Source organism: Pseudomonas sp. Y5-11 (genome assembly GCF_022368695.1).
In the GTDB taxonomy this organism is placed as follows: Bacteria; Pseudomonadota; Gammaproteobacteria; order Pseudomonadales; family Pseudomonadaceae; genus Aquipseudomonas; species Aquipseudomonas parakoreensis.
Genome location: NZ_CP058974.1, coordinates 4,692,501 through 4,709,217 on the forward strand (window position 1 = coordinate 4,692,501; position 16,717 = coordinate 4,709,217).

The window sequence follows — 16,717 nt, forward strand, 5'->3', positions numbered from 1 at the left end:
CCGTCCAAAGCCGAAAACCTTATTCCCTCCTCCGGTCAGCGCGAGTCCACGATGGTGTAACGACGCGGTTCGAAAACCGTGACTGCCGTCGAGCTTGGCACTTGATCCGTTCTCACTGTGAACAGGATGCTCACCAATGTCCCGACCCCGAGCGACAGCAGATAGTCGAGCGGGAGTCCGAACGTGTAGCCTCGATTCAAGACCCAGGCCTGATGAACCGAATTGCGATCGGGTGTCCAGATACTTCGATTGTTCTCGATGCCATTGGCCGTGAAGCCCATCAGGGTGAGTTCCAGTCGTTGGCCTCTCGCTATGTGTATCCAGTTGCCGAAAGTCAGGTTCGCTCCGGTCACGATGTCCTTCTTGTCCAGTTCGAGAGTGTCTTTGGCCTCGTCGATCACTGGGGATATGAGCAAGTTGCTCGGGATCGGCAGCACGGATAGCGCCAAGGGTTGCAACTGCACCGCCGGTGCACCGCCGCGTACGTAGGAGGCGGTAGCTTCAACGGATTTACCGATGCTGAAGGCCACCAGAGAGACAGGCGCCGTTAGTTCTCTGGGCGTGGCACCCACAGCGACCGGCAGCGATGTATACGAACCTGCCGCTGGCGTGCCTTGCGCCGCGATCCAGCGCACGCTGACCAGGTCGGCAGGCTGGCTCGGATAATCGAGCACAAACGTCAGCGTATTAATGGACGCAGAAGGATTCAAATGAGTGTTGCCGGTTGATTCCTTGATCCGTACTTCGCGGTTTTCCAGAACGTTGATCGTCCGGGTATTGGATACCCCGCCACCGGCGTATTGACCTTTAAAGATGTGTGGGCCCTGGGTCAATCCAGTAACCGGAAATTTCCATACGCCCGCTATGGCCGGCGCCCTGCCCAGAGGCGCTTGCCCGTCAAACACGCTGACTTCTTCTGTCGCGGCACCGTGCAATGTGGCGCTGGTGAAAAGCGTGTCGCCATCTTCGGCGATCTCCTGATCGAGCGGATCAGTGATCCGTTCGATCCTTGGCGCGCTCACAGGGTCCGTCAGGACGATGTAGTTACGATGTGCAAATGCCTGGGCATCGGACCGATCCGGACTGTTCTGCAGCCCGGCCCAAAACCTCATTGTCAACACGCTTCCATTTTGCAGACCTTGCAGCGGCGCGGCAGGGATCTTTTGTTCGTAATACCCGAGGCTGAATTCATTACCAACAATATTTCCCGGTGCTTGCCAATACCAGGCCTCCCAGACACTGCCGTCGGCTTTCACGCCTGTGAGCAGGAGCCAGAAGAACTGCTCGCGCCTGCTCAGCAGCCATGACCGGATACGTAAAGTAACCTCAGTCAGATCGCTCACATCCAAGTGAGTGCCCCCACCTTCGTCGTTTGCCTCTTTGATCACCGGCAGGGGCAGATCAAGTTGGTTTATGAGCGGTATGAAGAGCGGCAAAGGTTGCGATACCACAGGAGGTTCAGTGCCACGGTAAAGCGTGTAACTGACAATGACAGTCCGACCGAGATTGAAAGCCACCAGAATATTGTTAATGTGGGTCGTGAAAGGGGGTTTAAATCCGCCGATCGGTATGCGCGGCGACGTATAGGAACCGGAACCTGGAGTCCCGGCCCACGTGATGGAAAGTAAGTCTCCTGGCAACCAAGGGAAGTCGATTATTACCGTCAGGTTGTACCGGGCGGCCGCTGGCAACAGGAAACCATTTGAACTTTCTTTAATTGCCAGTCGCGACAGATCGTCACGGGTAAGCGCGGTAATCGGCACGTCCATTTTCACTTCCCCCGAGGGCTGGCCGTTTCGGCATTGACCCATCAAACACGGAAAGGCGAGCACTCACCACTGTCAGAACTAACAGGGTGAACGCTGTTTTAGACGAGCGGTCACTCACACCACTGGAACATCCAGCGACACCGACATGAACTGACTGATCCGCGACCGCAGCCATTTCTCTGCCGGGTCGTTGTCATGCACCCCGCTCCAGGCCATCGACAGTTGCGCCGCATCAATCGGAAACGGCGGATCTTCAGCTCGCAACGCACAACCTTCCACCAGCGCACACGCGGCGTAATCCGGCACGGTAGCGATCATCTCGGTGCCCGCCAACAGCGCGCGCAGGCCGCTGAACTGAGGTACACCGAGCACCACCCGGCGGCTGCGGCCGACCTTGGCCAGGTCCATGTCGATGTTGCCGCTCAGGTCCCCCGAGAACGACACCATGGCGTGAGGCCGCTCGCAGTACTCGTCAAGCGTGAGCGGCCCCGGGCGGTCGTCGCCACGCAGAACCTTGCAGGGAATGTCGCGCAGTTTCTTGCGCTTGGCGTTGGCCGGCAGATCGGTGGTGTAGCTCACGCCGACGGAGATTTCCCCGGACGCCAGCAACGCCGGCATCAGCAGGTAGTTGGCGCGGCGCACCACGACCACGATCCCCGGCGCCTCTTCCTGCAACTGGCGCAATAGCGGAGGAAACAGACCGAACTCGGCGTCATCCGAGAGGCCGATACGGAACACATCGCAACTGGTCGCCGGGTCGAACTCCTTGGCCCGGCTGACCGCGCCGGAGATCACATCCATCGCCGGTTGCAGCTCCTGCAGAATCGCCAGCGCTCGCGCCGTCGGCTCCATGCTGCGGCCGTTGCGCAACAGCAGCGGATCATCGAACAGGTCACGCAAACGCCCCAGCGCGGCACTGACCGCCGGCTGGCCCATGAACAGTTTTTCGGCGACGCGGGTCAGGTTCTTTTCGAACATCAGCGCTTCGAAAATCACCAGCAGGTTCATGTCGACACGGCGCAGATCGTTACGGTTCATGGGCTGCAATTCCTTCTAAGACCGTTCGCAAGTGCTGAGCACTTTACCCGATCAACGGTGGTTTGCATCTGTGTCAGGCCTGCGAATTAACAACGATTAACTCGTCAGCCGGCATGTCCCTTCTTAACAATGAAGGCCTCTGCGCAGCGTTGTTTTTCACCTCCACGACACGGACACCGGCCATGGCTCCTCTACAGCAATCCGTCGCCCTCGCCCCTGCCAGCGAAACGCCCCGGCCGCTTATCGGCGGCCTCAGCCCGCAACGGGAGCGGCAGGTCAAACAACTGATCCTCGAACGCCTCGGAGAAAGCCTGGAAGTGGCCGAGTTGGCACGCGCCTGCTCATTGTCGCGCAGCCATTTCTCCCGGGCGTTCAAGGCCAGCACCGGTCTGGCGCCGCAGGACTGGATCCGCGAGCAGCGCATTGCCCGCGCCAAGCTGCTGATCCGCCACACCGGCCTGAGCCTGACGCAGATCAGCCTGGAATGCGGTTTCTGTGATCAGGCACATTTCTGCCACATGTTCACCCGCAGCGAAGGGATCAATCCGTTTGCCTGGCGCTGTCAGGTCATGCGTGATGGCAACGACCCCCGGACACGGCATCTGAGCTTTTGAGCGTTGCGCAAGAGCCCGGCGTTGCACTGATGGCCAAACCTGAGGAATATGCTGCGATACCTTGTAGCCGACGATCTGCGTCTTCACGCAGCGTCCATCTGCCAGGATCGCCGCATCACCGCAGGAGTGCGCTGTTGAGTCTTTCCCCGAATCAGGCCATCGGCTTCGGCCCCTATCGGATTTACACCGGACAACGATTGGTCATGGAAGGTGACCAGCCGTTGCGGCTGGGGCGGCGCGCCATGGATATTCTGCTGATGCTGCTGGCGCATGCCGGAGAAGTGGTGAGCAAGCAGCAACTGCTCGCCGGCGTATGGCCGGACACCGTCGTCGAAGACATCAATCTGCGGGTGCACATGGCCGCCCTGCGCAAGGCGCTGGGCGACGGTCAGGCCGGTCAGCGCTATATCGTGACCGTGGCCCAGCGCGGCTACAGTTTCGTTGCCCCACTGACGGTGCACGCCAACGGACAACGGCTACTGGAGGCGGCGCCCGGGCGCCACAACCTGCCGCTGCGCCGTACCCGGATGATCGGCCGCCAGTCATTGGTGGACAGCTTGATGCAGCAACTGCCGCGACAGCGCTGCATCACCCTCATCGGCCCCGGCGGCATCGGCAAGACCACCGTTGCCCTGCGCGTCGCCGAGCAGTTGCTCGGACGCTATCGCGATGGCATCCGCCTGCTGGATCTGGCGCCGCTCACCGACCCGGCGCTGATCGCCTCGCAACTGGCGACCCTGCTTGATCTGGCGGTACACGACGGCGCGCCGCTGGCGAGTGTGATCAACGATTTGCGCGAACGGCAGATGCTGCTGGTGATCGATAACTGCGAGCACCTCATCGATGCCGTGGCGCTGCTCGCCGAGAGCCTTCTGCGCGGCGCACCGCACGTACACATTCTGGCCACCAGCCGCGAAAGTCTGCGCGCTGAGGGCGAGTTCGTGCAGCGTCTGGAATCCCTCGATTGCCCGCCTGCGACGAGCCGTCTCGATCGCGAGCAAGCGATGACTTTCGCGGCCTTGCAACTGTTCGTCGAACGAACGATGGGCGCCCATGAACGCTTTGAACTGAGCGACGCCGAGTTACCCTTGGCGATGGAAATCTGCCGACGTCTGGACGGTATTCCGCTGGCTCTGGAACTGGCAGCAGCGCAGGTCGAAAGCCTGGGCCTGAGCGGCTTGCTGGAGCAATGGCAGGATCACTTGCACCCACTGGCGGCGGGCAACCACCAGCGCCATGCGCGGCATCAAACGCTGCACGCCACGCTGGACTGGAGTTTCAATCTGCTCACCCCTTGCGAGCAGACTTGCCTGCGGCGCCTCGGGGTGTTTCGCGGCAGCTTCAGCCTGGCCTCGGCTGCGGCGGTGATCGTCGGTCAACACATCGATCCCACGCAGGTGCTCGCATCGGTCACGCAACTGGTGGGTAAATCGCTGCTGAACGTGGAAGTCGGTGATGAAGAAGTGTTTTATCGCCTGCTCGACACCACCCGCCATTACGCCCTGGAAAAACTCGAACTCAGCGGCGAACGCGAAACCCTGCGCGAACGCCACGCCGAACGCTATCTGACGTTGATGGAGCAAGCGCAGACCGAATGGGAACACACTCCGACCACACAATGGATCGAGCGCTATGCCCGAGGCCTGGAAGACCTGCGCGCTGCACTCGACTGGAGTTTGCACGGCAACGGCTCGCGCCCTCTCGGCATCCGTTTGACCGCGACGTCGGCCGCGTTGTGGCAGGAGCTGTCATTGCTCAAGGAATATGGCGCGCATGTCCGTCAGGCGTTGTCCTTGCTCAAAAGCGCGGCACAACCCTGCCCGCGCCTGCAGACAGCCTTGCAACTGGCACTCGGCAGCGCTTGTTATCACACCTGCGGCGGTTCGCCGGAAACCATTGAAGCGTTCACTCAGGCTAACGCGCTGGCGCAGCAGCACAACGACGTCGCCGCGCAATTGCGCGCCATCTCCGGCCACCTGGCGGTCAATCTCAGCTGTGGGCATTACCAGGCGGCATTGCAGCAAAGCGAACAATTCGACCGCCTCGGTGGCCACGACGACCCGCTGCTGTCATTGAGCATTCACCGCTTGCGTGTCCTTGCGCTGCACTTTGCCGGCGACCAGCCGCGCGCGCGGATCAACGCTGAGCAAGTGATTCAGCGTATGGCCCACAGTGGTTGTCGCAACCGCTTCACCCACGGCTTTGGCGTGCAGTACGACCAGAGCGTGGCTTCGTTGACCATTCTCGCCCGGGTGCTGTGGCTGCAGGGGTTTCCCGAACAGGCGTGGCGCACCGCCCGACAGGCGCTGGATATCGCCGTGCAGATCAACCACGGAACGTCGATCTGCTACACCCTGGCATTGGCCAGCTGCCTGATTGCGCATTACAACGGCGACGCCAGGACTGCGCGCGAATTGTTGCAACTGTTGCTGGAGCAGGCGCAGAAGCACTCGGTGCTGCTGTTCTATCGCTGGGGACGGCACTATGCGCAGGTGATCGATGAACGCCTGGCCCAACCCGAGGCGCCGGCGGATAACGGGCTGATCAAGGAGCTGATGGTCACACTCGATGCCCGCCATATCGATGAAGCGCTGCTGGAGCGGGCGCACAGTGGTGCAGCAGGCTGGAGCACGGCGGAAGTGTTGCGGGCCGAGGCTGAGCGGTTATTGGCGGACGAGGCGGATTGTCCGCAGGGACGCCTTGGCGAGCAGGTAGAACACCTCCTGCAAAACGCCCTCGCCATCGCCCGTGCCCAGGGCGCGCTGGCCTGGGAACTGCGCAGCGCCACAACATTGGCCCAACTGTGGCAGCGCCAATCACGCCACCGCGAAGCACTGGAGCTGCTGACCCCGATCCATCAACGCTTCACCGAAGGCTATGCCACGCCGGACCTGCGCAAGGTAAGCTTATTGCTCGATGCGTTGCATGAACAGTTGCACACCTGCAGCTGATCGATTTGGCCTGCGGTACAGCGCACGATGGTACGCGATAGCACTCGGTTCAACGCTGGCTTCGGTCTGTTCACGGACGTAACAGCGAAGAAGATTGAGCATTCGGTAACGCACCGCATCTGCACCCCGCTCCACCGTCAGCCATGACTTGGCAGCCAGGCGTTCAATCACCGATCGCAGATGCCCACCGTCGATGACCCGCAACGCAGCCTCTTCGGTGAAGGCCATCTTGAATACCGACAGGCGCTGCAACACCCGGCGTTCGCAGGGCCGCAGATCCTGATAGCTCCAGTCCAACGCTGCGCTCATGGATTGATGCCGTGGCTTCGCGGTGCGGCGGCCATGCCTGAGCAGGTGCAGGGCGTTGTCCAGTTGCGCTTGCAGCCCTACCAACGCCAGCGCATCGATCTGCGCGGCCGCCAGTTCAATGGCCAATGGCAAACCGTCGAGACGACGACAGAGACTGCACACGGTTTGCAGATCCTGCTCGCGCAAGCTGAAATCGTGCTGCCGGGCACGCGCGCGACTGACCAGCAATTGCACCGCCGAATAGCCCATGAGTTCCTCGACGCTGGCCGGTGTCGAGGCCTTGGGAAAGGTCAATGGCGCAATCGGTTGCAGGGTTTCCAGATTGGCCTGCAACGGTTCGCGACTGGTGACCAGCAGCGCCAGCCGCGGCGCCGCCAGTTGCAGTCGCTCCACCAATGCCCGGCATGAGTCACGACACCGCTCGCTGTTATCCAGCAGCAGTAAGGCATGACGCGACGCTAACGCATCGAACGAAAGGTCGAGGGTGCGCAACAGATGTTCAAGCAGTGACGGCGCATCACCGAGCATGGACAGGTCGATGTACCAGACGCCGTCGCGGTAATGCTGCAACAACAATTCGGCCACCCGCAGCGCCACCGTGGATTTGCCGATGCCGGCCGGGCCGGTCAGTGTCATCAAGCGGCACAGGGGCATTTGCCGGACCAGACGGCCCACCAGCGCATCGCGGCCGATGACCGGAGTCAAGCGGGCGGGCAGATTCTGTTGCGGCGTCTGCATGGTGTCGAACACGACCTGCGCGACGCTGTCGCCGTGCACCGGCGCGATAAAGCTGTAACCACATTGCGGCACGTTGACGATATAACGCTGGCCCTTCTCGCCATCACCCAGCGCTCGGCGCAACGCGGCGATGTGCACCCGCAGGTTGATCTCTTCGACCACACTGTCCGGCCACACGCGGGCGATCAACAGCTCCTTGCGGACGACGCGACCGGCGTGTTCGACCAGCACCTGCAAAATATCGAGGGCGCGGCCGCCCATGCGCAATGGTCGATCCCCGTCGAGGATCAGCCGTTGGCGCAGATGAAAGGCGTATGGCCCGAAATACAACACCGATGCAGCGGGTAAATCTTTGTGGCTGTTCATGCCGTTTTCCAGCGCCAACGCGCGCGGGCAGCATGCCCTCGGCGCTCAGCGCTTCTCCCTTCCAAGCGTTACCGTTTATCTTGGCAGGCGCAGGTGACGGTACAACCTCCGTACAGGGCGCAACACGGACATCCGGATGCACCGGACGGACACAACCGCTCTAGCTGAACTGTTCGCGGTATTGCGCCGGGGTCAGGCCGAGCTTTTCCGCAAACAGAAAACGCATATGGCGCACACTGCCGAAACCACTTTTGTAGGCCACGGTCTTCAACGGCAGCTCAGTGGTTTCCAGCAGATTACGCGCGCAATCGATCCGGGCGTTTTGCAAAAACTCCATCGGCGTCATGTTCACATCCCGCGCAAACAGCCGCGCAAAATGCCGGGTACTCATGTTCGCCAGCCCCGCCATGCGCTCGACGGTAAAGGCTTCGTCGAGATGTTCCAGCACATGGTTCTGCACGCTGGTGATCGCGGTTTCCTGTGGCGCCACTGCGGCCATCAACGGACTGAACTGCGCTTGCCCGCCCTGACGTTTCATCACCACCAGCAGCACCTTGGCCACGTCCTGAGCGAGCTTTTTCCCGTGATCCCGGGCGACCACGGCCAATGCCAGATCGATGCCGGCGGTCACGCCTCCCGAGGTAATCAGATTGCGATCTTCGGTGTAAATCTGGTCGGTTTCCACCTGCGCCTTGGGGAACGCCTTGATCAGACGTTCGGTGTAGTTCCAGTGAGTGGTCACGCGATAACCGTCGAGCAGACCGGCATGCCCGAGCACAAACGCTCCGGTGCAGATCGAACCGTAGCAACCGGACTGCCCCACAGAGCGTTGCAACCAGGCAAGCAACGCCGGATGTTTTTCGTTATAGGCACCCGGTCCACCCGGTACCAGCAGCAGGTCGAAGGCCTGGGCCGGGTCGTCAATATGGCGGTCGGTCTGCACCTGCACACCATTGGAAGCTCGCAGCATCCCGTGCTCAGTGCCCAGGGTGATCAATTGGTAGTGATCTTCGGGTTTCAAGTAGCGATTGGCAACCGAAAACACCTCCATGGGGCCGGCCATGTCGAGCAGGAGAAAGTCGGGGAACAGCACCATTGCCACGGTTTTCATGGGTGAACATCACTGAAATCAAGGGAAGGAACAGACCCGCATTATGGCCAAGTGCATGACATCCGGCGAAAAGAATGCGTGATCGACTCCACAAAACTGTCAACCTGAGCAGGACAGTATTTCAATTTCGATCTACTTATTGCCTCAGCCGATTAACAGTAACCTTCTCCTCACTCGGACGAATCAACGTCCTGCAAGGAGAATTCATCATGCTGACCCTTCGCAAAGCTTCCGACCGCGGCCTCGCCAATCATGGCTGGTTGAAGTCCTTCCACACCTTTTCCTTCGCCAGCTACCGCGACCCACGCGAACAGGGTTTTTCCGACCTGCTGGTGATCAACGATGACCGCGTGGCGGCTGGCAAGGGTTTCGGCCAGCACCCGCACCGCGACATGGAGATCTTTTCCTATGTGCTTGAAGGTGCGCTGGAGCATAAGGACACCTTGGGCACCGGTTCGGTGATCCGCCCTGGCGACGTACAACTGATGAGCGCCGGCAGTGGCGTGGCCCACAGCGAATTCAACCATTCGGCCACCCGTCCAGTGCACTTTCTGCAGATCTGGATCGTGCCGGAAGTGGCGGGTGCCAAGCCGCGCTACCAGCAGGAGCACTTCAGCGCGCAGAAAAAACGCGGTCGCCTGCAACTGATTATCTCGCCGGACGGTAGCGATGGTTCGCTGACAGTGCGCCAGGATGCGCGGGTTTACGCCGGGTTGTTCGATGGCAAGGAAAGCGCGACGCTGGAACTGCCCGCCAACCGTTACGCCTACGTGCATGTGGCACGTGGCAGCGTTGAACTCAACGGCCAGTCGCTGCAGGAAGGTGACGGCGTGCGGGTTCGCGAGGAACAGGCGTTGACCCTGAGCAATGGCGTGGATGCCGAAGTACTGGTGTTTGACTTGCGTCCGCAAGAGCTGCCGCAAATGCCATGAGGCAGGGGTTTTCAATGGCAACAAAAACGGCCTTCGATTGAAGGCCGTTGTTTATTTTGGCAACACCGATGATGGCAGCTCGGCAGGCTTCGCTGCACCGACATCCTTGCCCGCCTGAACCGCCGCCAACGTTGTTTGTACCGCTACATAAAGGTTGGCCTGGCTGGCGAAATACCCACCCACGACAATGCTGACCACGCCAAACAAATGCACAGCCGTTGCCATCCAGACATTGGCATTCACGGTGCCGGCCTTTTTGAGCGCCTCTCTGGATTCAATGGCAATGCCTTGAATCATTGACTCGTACCGTTTATCCCGCTCGAACTGGATGCGCTCAATAGCCTTGTCTCGCTCTGTCTGAGAGCCAAGGAACTCTCGGATATCTGCGTGCACTCGCTCTACGCGAGCATCCATTCTTGCCTCGATGGTCTCGATCCTCGCGTTGAATTCTTCACGGCTGATTGCGTTCATGGCTGGTGTGTTACGACCTCTGCTCAATGTGTCAGTGCTTTGATATTGCTCGAATTCCCTGGCTTTCAATCCGATCCCTTCCCTGGGTTACCGATACCTGTTCTGGCGCATCACTCACACCGATTTCCTGGCGCTGCAAGTTGCATCAACAGTAGGGCTGGCGCTTCAAGCCCACAAGCCGGCAGATTCTGCTGTGGGTGTAGGGCGTTTCGTCAGACGATGTAGCTTCTCCAAAGCGCTTTGAGCCGTCACTCATTCTCCAGTGCAAACGCCTCGACAATCTGCTCAATCACCGCCCTGACCCGTGCGGTGTGGCGCAAGTCCGCGTGGGTCACCAGCCAGACCTCATACGGTTGCGGGCGATTGCGCTCCGGCCAAAGCCTGATCAGGCCATCGCGCTCGCCCATGTACACCGGAATTTCTCCTACGCCCAAGCCAGCCGCAATCGAGCGCCGTACCAGCAGACTGGAGCTCAGGCTAGCGACGATACGCCCGCGCTGCAGCGGTTCGCAAACCAGCGTCATGTCCTTGTGCGTCTGCAAATACGGTTGATAGACCACCAGATCATGGCCTTCGAACGCCGTACCCTGCGGCGGGATGCCATGGGCGTCGATATACGCCTGTGAAGCGAACAACCCCACGGGCCAGCGCGCAATCCGCCGCGCGATCAGATCGGGATTGTCAGGCCGGGTATTGCGCACGGCGATGTCGGCCTCGCGCTTGGCCAGGCTGAGGATCTGCGTGGAGGCGTCCAGTTGCACACGCACGTCCGGGTGCTGCGCGTGCAGGCGACTAATGGCCGGGATCAGGAAGTCGATGGCCAGCGAGTCGGTGGTGCTGACGCGTACGGTGCCGGTCAGACGATCATCCAGGCCCTGAATCTGCCGCTCAAGTTCCAGCGCCGACTGCTCCATTTTTTCCACGCTTTTGAGCGCGGCTTCGCCGACTGCAGTCAGTGCGTAGCCGTCGGAGGTGCGCAGGAACAAGGTCGCGCTCAAGGACTTTTCCAACGCCGTGATCCGGCGCCCGACAGTCGCCTGATCCACCCCCAGAACCCGCGCTGCACCGCGTAAGGTCGACTCTCTGCATACCGCGAGAAATACCCGCGCATCATCCCAGTTCATGTTGTCCCGCCCGATGCGAATTTGCATCACTATAAAGCCAAATCGCTGCATTACCGCAGCAAAGATAGCCGATATCCTGAGCGCCTTAGAACTTCCTCAGGATGGCTGTCATGCGTACATCGACCTCAGCGTTACCGATTTTCTCGGGACTCTGCGCCAGCCTGGTCGGCATTGGTCTGGCGCGTTTTGCCTATACACCGCTTATTCCCTCGCTGATTCAGGCGCAGTGGTTTTCTGCCAACGACGTGGTCTACCTCGGCGCAGCCAATCTGGTCGGCTATCTGATCGGCGCCCTGCTCGGCCGCCCGCTAGCGCGGCAACTGGGCAATAAAAACGCCCTGCGACTGATGATGCTGCTGGTCACCGCAGCGTTTTTTGCCTGTGCATTTCCGTTGTCGGTGAGCTGGTTCTTTGGCTGGCGGTTGCTGTCGGGGATTACCGGCGGTGCAATTATGGTGCTGGTGGCGGCGACTGTACTGCCCCATGTGCCGGCATCCCGCAAAGGACTGGCCAGCGGTGCGATTTTTCTCGGTATCGGCCTGGGGATTGCCGCCTCCGGGACCATCGTCCCGCCCTTGTTGAATATGGGCCTGCAAGCGACCTGGTTGGGACTGGGCGGATTGTCGTTGTTGCTGACCGTAACAAGCTGGTTTGGCTGGCCTGCTGATCTACCACACCCGACCGCCACTCACGCAGGCGCGACGGTTGAGCCAACCCCCTCCGCCGTCTATTTACTGTTCGGACAATACGCATTCATGGCCGCAGGACTGGTGCCGGCCATGGTGTTTCTGGTGGATTACGTCGCTCGTGGGCTCGGTGCCGGGGCGCAAATTGGCGCACTGGTTTGGGTGATGTATGGCCTGGGCGCAATTGTCGGCCCGGTAAGTTATGGCTTTCTCGCGGATCGGCTTGGCGCGCGGATGGGGATTCGGCTGGTATTGCTGGTACAGGCGATTGCGCTGGGACTGCTGGCGGTTTCCAAGTCCTTCATGGCGTTGGCCGTACTGGCAGTGATCATCGGTTCATTCCCGCCCGGGATCGTGCCGCTGGCCCTGGCTCGCGTGCATGAACTGGTGCCTGATCACCATCGCCAGCAAATCGCCTGGAGCCGCGCCACCGTATCGTTTGCCACGTTTCAGGCGCTGGCCGGATTCGCCTATTCGGCACTGTTCAATGCCACGGGCGGTCATCACGCAATGCTCTTCGTGATCGCCGCAGGGGCGATTGGCGTGGCGATCTTGTTGGAGCATGCCCTGAAATGGCTGCACTCAGCGACTGAACCACGCGTCTGTGAAAATTGAAGGGAATCATTGCCTGCGGGCTGTGCTCCCATCTTCAGAACCTCAAGCAACAGGAATCGACATGACCTTTCCCAGCGAAATGACCCGTATCGAAATCACTCAACCTGGTGGCCCCGAAGTCTTGCAAGCCAAGCGTGTGCCCCTGCCCGTCGCCGCAGCCGGCGAAGTGCTGATTCGCGTGCATGCCGCCGGGATCAACCGCCCCGATGCCCTGCAACGGGCAGGCAAGTACCCGATGAAGCCGGGCATGAATCCGATTCCCGGTCTGGAAGTGGCCGGCGAAGTGGTGGCGCTGGGTGCGGGGGTCAGTCAGTTTGCCGTGGGGGACAAGGTTTGCGCGCTGACCAACGGCGGCGGTTACGCTGAATACTGCACCGTGCCGGCCGGGCAAACCTTGCCGATCCCCGAAGGTCTGGACTGGGTGCAGGCCGCCGCGATCCCCGAAACGTTCTTTACCGTATGGGCCAACCTGTTCGGTCTCGGCAACGCTCAACGTGGTCAGCGCGTGCTGATCCACGGTGGCACCAGCGGCATCGGTACCACCGCACTGATGCTGTGCCGTGAATTCGGCATCGAAGCCTTTGCCACGGCCGGCAGTGCCGATAAATGCGCGGCAATCAGCAAACTGGGTGGGCAACCGATCAATTATCGCGAGCAGGATTTCGCCACGGTCATCGCCGAAAAGACCGCGGGGCACGGCGTGAATGCGGTCCTGGACATCATGGGCGCCTCGTACCTCAACGGTAATGTCAGCGCACTGGCGATGGATGGCCGACTGGTGATGCTCGGCTTTCTCGGCGGCGGCAAGGCCAACGACATCGACCTGCTGGCAATCATGGCCAAACGGGCAGTGATCACCGGTTCACTGCTGCGTGCGCGAACCACAGAGGAAAAGGCCGAGATTGCCGGGCAACTGCGCGAACATGTTTGGCCAGCGCTGGCCGCCGGGCGCTGCCTGCCGATCATCGACAAGGTCTACTCGCTGCACGAGGCGGCCCAGGCGCATACACGCATGGAAGGTGGCGACCATATCGGCAAAATCGTCCTGCGGGTGAACTGAGCTGCAGCATCTTGTAATCGTTGCGAGGAGACGGTGGTCGAAAAACTCACGCGCAGATCAAGGCATCTGGTAAAAAGCCTTCTTTGTCTGCGCCGTGGTGAATCGTTTAATGTTCCTGTCCTTCATGACGCGTTTGCGTCGTCGCCGTCTGGCGTTCGCCTGCATGGCTGCGCTGATCATTGGCGTACCGACGAGTTGTGCGGTGCTCGAACACACCGAGCGCAAGCTGCTGTTTCGCATCGAACCGGGCACGGCCGGCTGGTATCGCGGCTTGCCGGGCAGCGTGCAGGAACTCGACCTGCAGCCCAAGAGCTTCAAGGCCGGGGAGAATATTCATGCCTGGTGGTGGCCCGCGGAAAAAGCCAATGCACCGGCCATTCTCTATCTGCATGGCGTGCGCTGGAACCTCACCGGGCAGCTGTTCCGCATCGAACAATTGCGCGCGGCCGGCTACTCGGTACTGGCCATCGACTACCGCGGTTTCGGTCAGAGCAAGGGCGATCTGCCTTCGGAAAGCAGCGTGTACGAAGACGCCCGTGTGGCGTGGGAGCGCTTCAAACTGCTGCAGCCCGACCCGAGCAAGCGCCTGATCTACGGTCACTCGCTAGGTGGTGCCGTGGCCATTGATCTGGCGGCAGAGCTCGGCCAGGACGCCGCGCGGGACCATGCACCGCTACCGGTCAAGGGTCTGGTGATCGAGTCGACCTTCACCTCCCTCGCCGATGTGGCCGCCGCCGTGGCCAACACCTCGCTACCGGTGCGCTGGCTGCTGTCGCAGAAATTCGACTCCATCGACAAGATCGCCGAGATTCACATGCCGCTGTTGGTAGTGCACGGCATGGCCGACGCGTTCGTGCCGCCACGCTTCAGCGAGCAACTGTTCAACGCCGCCCGACAACCGAAACGACTGCTGCTGGTGCCAGGCGCGACCCACAACAACAGCATGGCACTGGGCGGACAGAATTATCGCAAGGCGATCGATGCGCTGATGCAATCAAAACCCGCGCCGCGCGTGGCCGGCCCGGCAATGGCCCGCAACGCACAGGACTCCTAACGATAGCCGCGAGCCTGCAGATCGAACAATTTGGCGTAGCGTCCATTGGCGGCAATCAGGCTGTCGTGACCGCCCTGCTCCAGTATCCGTCCGGCCTCCAGCACAATGATCTGATCGGCGTTGCGCACACTGGAAAAGCGATGGGAAATCAGCAGGGTCATGCGACCTTCGCTGTGCTGGCTGAAATGCTCGAACACTGCCGCTTCCGCTGCCGGATCCAGGGCCGAGGTCGGCTCGTCGAGAATCAGGATATCGGCATCGCGGCGCATGTAGGCCCGGGACAAGGCAATCTTCTGCCATTGCCCACCCGACAACTCCTGACCGCCAGCAAACCAGCGACCCAACTGTGTGGCGTAGCCGCGGTCGAGCCCTTCAATGAACGGCGCGGCCATGCCTTCGGTAGCCGCAGCCTTCCAGCGTGATTCTTCATTGAACGCCTGGGTATCGCCAACGCCAATGTTTTCACCCACGGTGAACTGGTAGCGGATGTAGTCCTGGAAAATCACGCCGATGCGCCGGCGCAAAGTGGTTTCTTCCCAATCCTGCAAGTCACTGCCATCAAGCAGGATGCGCCCTTGATCCGGCCGATACAGGCGGGTCAGCAGTTTGATCAGGGTGGTCTTGCCTGAACCGTTCTCCCCCACCAGCGCCACGCTCCTGCCCGGCACCAGGTGCAGGTCAATGCCTTCCAGTGCCGCGCGAATGGCGCCTGGATAGCGAAAACCGACGTTTTCAAAGCGCAGGCCATCGCCCGGGTGCGCGCCGACGGTGAGATGACCGGAATCGGCCAGCACCGGTTCAGCCAGGTATTCGTAAAGGTTCGACAGGTACAAACCGTCTTCATACAAGCCGCTGATTGCGCTCAGACTGCTACTGACCGCGCTTTGCCCCTGCTTGAATAACACCAGGTACATGGTCATTTGGCCGAGACTGATATTGCCGTGCACGGCATCGATCACTACCCACGCATAGGCCAGGTAGAACGCCCCGGTGCCGAGCAAGCCGAGACCAAAACCCCAGCCATCGCGACGCAAGGTCAGGCGCCGATCCTCGGCATAGAGCTTGGCGAACGTGTCCCGATAACGCTGTAGCAGCAACGGTGCAAAGCCGAACAACTTGACCTCTTTGATATAGGCCTCGTGGGACAGCAAGGTTTCGATGTAATTTTGCTGCCGACTTTCCGGGGCCCGGCGGGTAAACAAGCGGAAAGCATCGCCGGAAAAATGTGCCTCGGCAAAGAACACCGGCAACGCGCCGATCACCAGCAACAGCAGTGCCCACGGCGAAAAGTGCACCAGCAGCACACCAAAGCTGATCAGCATGATCAGGTTCTGGATCAGCCCCAGCGACTTCATCACTAACGCCAGCGGTCGTGTCGAGGCTTCGCGGCGTACGCGCACCAGCTTGTCGTAGAATTCGGAGTTCTCGAACTGCACCAGCGACAGGGTCTGGGCCTTTTCCAGAATCAGCGTGTTGACCTTCTGCCCCAACTGCACCCGCAGCAGCGACTGCTGGACCGACAATGCCCGCTGTGTGCCGGACAACAGCGCCAATACCCCCGCTTCCAACAGGACATAACGCAACACCGGCCACAGCGGGGCATCGCCCTGCTGCGCGTGCAACTGCATCGCCATCACCACCGCATCGACAATACGCTGCCCCAGCCACGCGGCCAGCGCCGGCAGCACGCCGGCAATCAGGGTCGCCAGCACCAGCCCCAGAAACAATCCGCGTGATGTCGCCCAAACCAATAGCAAGGCGCGCCGGGCCTGATCGAACAGGGCGTTGAAGCGGGAAATCAAAGGCATGGCAGATCAAGCTCGACAGGTCGTACAGGGTGTCATGGTACTCCGCAGGGTTTATCCGTGCTGAAACCCGG

The 16,717-nt window shown here is 60.7% G+C and carries 13 protein-coding genes; 6 read left to right on the forward strand and 7 right to left on the reverse strand.

Annotation, left to right across the window (positions count from 1 at the left end; translation table 11 throughout):
• Positions 1-35: 35 nt before the first annotated feature.
• Together HXW87_RS20605 and HXW87_RS20610 are read right to left on the reverse strand one after the other, a co-directional pair.
• Positions 36-1,769 carry a hypothetical protein gene (locus tag HXW87_RS20605; RefSeq protein ID WP_239777634.1) on the reverse strand — a complete coding sequence of 578 codons (1,734 nt, stop codon included), beginning with the start codon at positions 1,767-1,769 and terminating at the stop codon, positions 36-38.
• Between the two features lie 114 nt (positions 1,770-1,883).
• Positions 1,884-2,807 (reverse strand): LysR family transcriptional regulator, encoded by a 924-nt coding sequence (locus tag HXW87_RS20610; protein ID WP_095668835.1) that lies wholly within the window; start codon positions 2,805-2,807, stop codon positions 1,884-1,886.
• Between the two features lie 182 nt (positions 2,808-2,989).
• Between HXW87_RS20610 and HXW87_RS20615 the strand changes: the two genes are divergently transcribed.
• Entirely contained in the window at positions 2,990-3,421 is a 432-nt protein-coding gene (locus tag HXW87_RS20615; RefSeq protein WP_239777635.1) for an AraC family transcriptional regulator, read from the forward strand.
• A 134-nt stretch (positions 3,422-3,555) separates the two neighbouring features.
• On the forward strand, positions 3,556-6,372 hold the full coding sequence (locus HXW87_RS20620) for a winged helix-turn-helix domain-containing protein (RefSeq protein WP_239777636.1): 2,817 nt from the start codon (positions 3,556-3,558) through the stop codon (positions 6,370-6,372).
• Here the strand turns inward: HXW87_RS20620 and HXW87_RS20625 are convergent.
• Complete coding sequence (locus HXW87_RS20625; protein WP_239777637.1) at positions 6,328-7,785, reverse strand: winged helix-turn-helix domain-containing protein; 1,458 nt, start codon at positions 7,783-7,785, stop codon at positions 6,328-6,330. The two genes, HXW87_RS20620 and HXW87_RS20625, sit on opposite strands and share 45 nt — an antisense overlap.
• A gap of 160 nt (positions 7,786-7,945) precedes the next feature.
• Complete coding sequence (locus HXW87_RS20630; RefSeq protein ID WP_239777638.1) at positions 7,946-8,896, reverse strand: GlxA family transcriptional regulator; 951 nt, start codon at positions 8,894-8,896, stop codon at positions 7,946-7,948.
• 209 nt (positions 8,897-9,105) lie between these two features.
• Between HXW87_RS20630 and HXW87_RS20635 the strand changes: the two genes are divergently transcribed.
• Positions 9,106-9,828 (forward strand): pirin family protein, encoded by a 723-nt coding sequence (locus HXW87_RS20635; RefSeq protein ID WP_086793162.1) that lies wholly within the window; start codon positions 9,106-9,108, stop codon positions 9,826-9,828.
• A 51-nt stretch (positions 9,829-9,879) separates the two neighbouring features.
• Here the strand turns inward: HXW87_RS20635 and HXW87_RS20640 are convergent, their stop codons facing one another.
• Entirely contained in the window at positions 9,880-10,368 is a 489-nt protein-coding gene (locus HXW87_RS20640) for a hypothetical protein (RefSeq protein WP_239777639.1), read from the reverse strand.
• A 179-nt stretch (positions 10,369-10,547) separates the two neighbouring features.
• Positions 10,548-11,423 carry a LysR family transcriptional regulator gene (locus tag HXW87_RS20645; protein ID WP_131671224.1) on the reverse strand — a complete coding sequence of 292 codons (876 nt, stop codon included), beginning with the start codon at positions 11,421-11,423 and terminating at the stop codon, positions 10,548-10,550.
• A 110-nt stretch (positions 11,424-11,533) separates the two neighbouring features.
• Between HXW87_RS20645 and HXW87_RS20650 the strand changes: the two genes are divergently transcribed.
• The 3 genes from HXW87_RS20650 (at position 11,534) to HXW87_RS20660 (ending at position 14,838) form a co-directional block, all read left to right on the forward strand.
• Positions 11,534-12,724 carry a YbfB/YjiJ family MFS transporter gene (locus tag HXW87_RS20650; RefSeq protein ID WP_239777640.1) on the forward strand — a complete coding sequence of 397 codons (1,191 nt, stop codon included), beginning with the start codon at positions 11,534-11,536 and terminating at the stop codon, positions 12,722-12,724.
• A 61-nt stretch (positions 12,725-12,785) separates the two neighbouring features.
• Positions 12,786-13,784 carry an NAD(P)H-quinone oxidoreductase gene (locus tag HXW87_RS20655; protein ID WP_239777641.1) on the forward strand — a complete coding sequence of 333 codons (999 nt, stop codon included), beginning with the start codon at positions 12,786-12,788 and terminating at the stop codon, positions 13,782-13,784.
• Between the two features lie 109 nt (positions 13,785-13,893).
• A complete protein-coding gene (locus tag HXW87_RS20660) occupies positions 13,894-14,838 on the forward strand; it encodes an alpha/beta fold hydrolase (protein WP_121186235.1) in 945 nt (314 codons plus the stop codon).
• Here the strand turns inward: HXW87_RS20660 and HXW87_RS20665 are convergent.
• The gene (locus HXW87_RS20665) at positions 14,835-16,646 is read right to left on the reverse strand and encodes an ABC transporter ATP-binding protein (protein ID WP_239777642.1); all 1,812 of its coding nucleotides are present in this window, start codon (positions 16,644-16,646) and stop codon (positions 14,835-14,837) included. The two genes, HXW87_RS20660 and HXW87_RS20665, sit on opposite strands and share 4 nt — an antisense overlap.
• Positions 16,647-16,717 lie beyond the last annotated feature (71 nt).

Bases quoted from the DNA above. Each gene is read 5' to 3' on its own strand.
- HXW87_RS20615 (WP_239777635.1), top strand. From the start codon at position 2,990: ATGGCTCCTCTACAGCAATCCGTCGCCCTCGCCCCTGCCAGCGAAACG.
- HXW87_RS20665 (WP_239777642.1), bottom strand. From the start codon at position 16,646: ATGCCTTTGATTTCCCGCTTCAACGCCCTGTTCGATCAGGCCCGGCGC.
- HXW87_RS20630 (WP_239777638.1), bottom strand. From the start codon at position 8,896: ATGAAAACCGTGGCAATGGTGCTGTTCCCCGACTTTCTCCTGCTCGAC.
- HXW87_RS20650 (WP_239777640.1), top strand. From the start codon at position 11,534: ATGCGTACATCGACCTCAGCGTTACCGATTTTCTCGGGACTCTGCGCC.
- HXW87_RS20625 (WP_239777637.1), bottom strand. From the start codon at position 7,785: ATGAACAGCCACAAAGATTTACCCGCTGCATCGGTGTTGTATTTCGGG.
- HXW87_RS20660 (WP_121186235.1), top strand. From the start codon at position 13,894: ATGTTCCTGTCCTTCATGACGCGTTTGCGTCGTCGCCGTCTGGCGTTC.
- HXW87_RS20605 (WP_239777634.1), bottom strand. From the start codon at position 1,769: ATGGACGTGCCGATTACCGCGCTTACCCGTGACGATCTGTCGCGACTG.
- HXW87_RS20645 (WP_131671224.1), bottom strand. From the start codon at position 11,423: ATGAACTGGGATGATGCGCGGGTATTTCTCGCGGTATGCAGAGAGTCG.
- HXW87_RS20635 (WP_086793162.1), top strand. From the start codon at position 9,106: ATGCTGACCCTTCGCAAAGCTTCCGACCGCGGCCTCGCCAATCATGGC.
- HXW87_RS20655 (WP_239777641.1), top strand. From the start codon at position 12,786: ATGACCTTTCCCAGCGAAATGACCCGTATCGAAATCACTCAACCTGGT.
- HXW87_RS20610 (WP_095668835.1), bottom strand. From the start codon at position 2,807: ATGAACCGTAACGATCTGCGCCGTGTCGACATGAACCTGCTGGTGATT.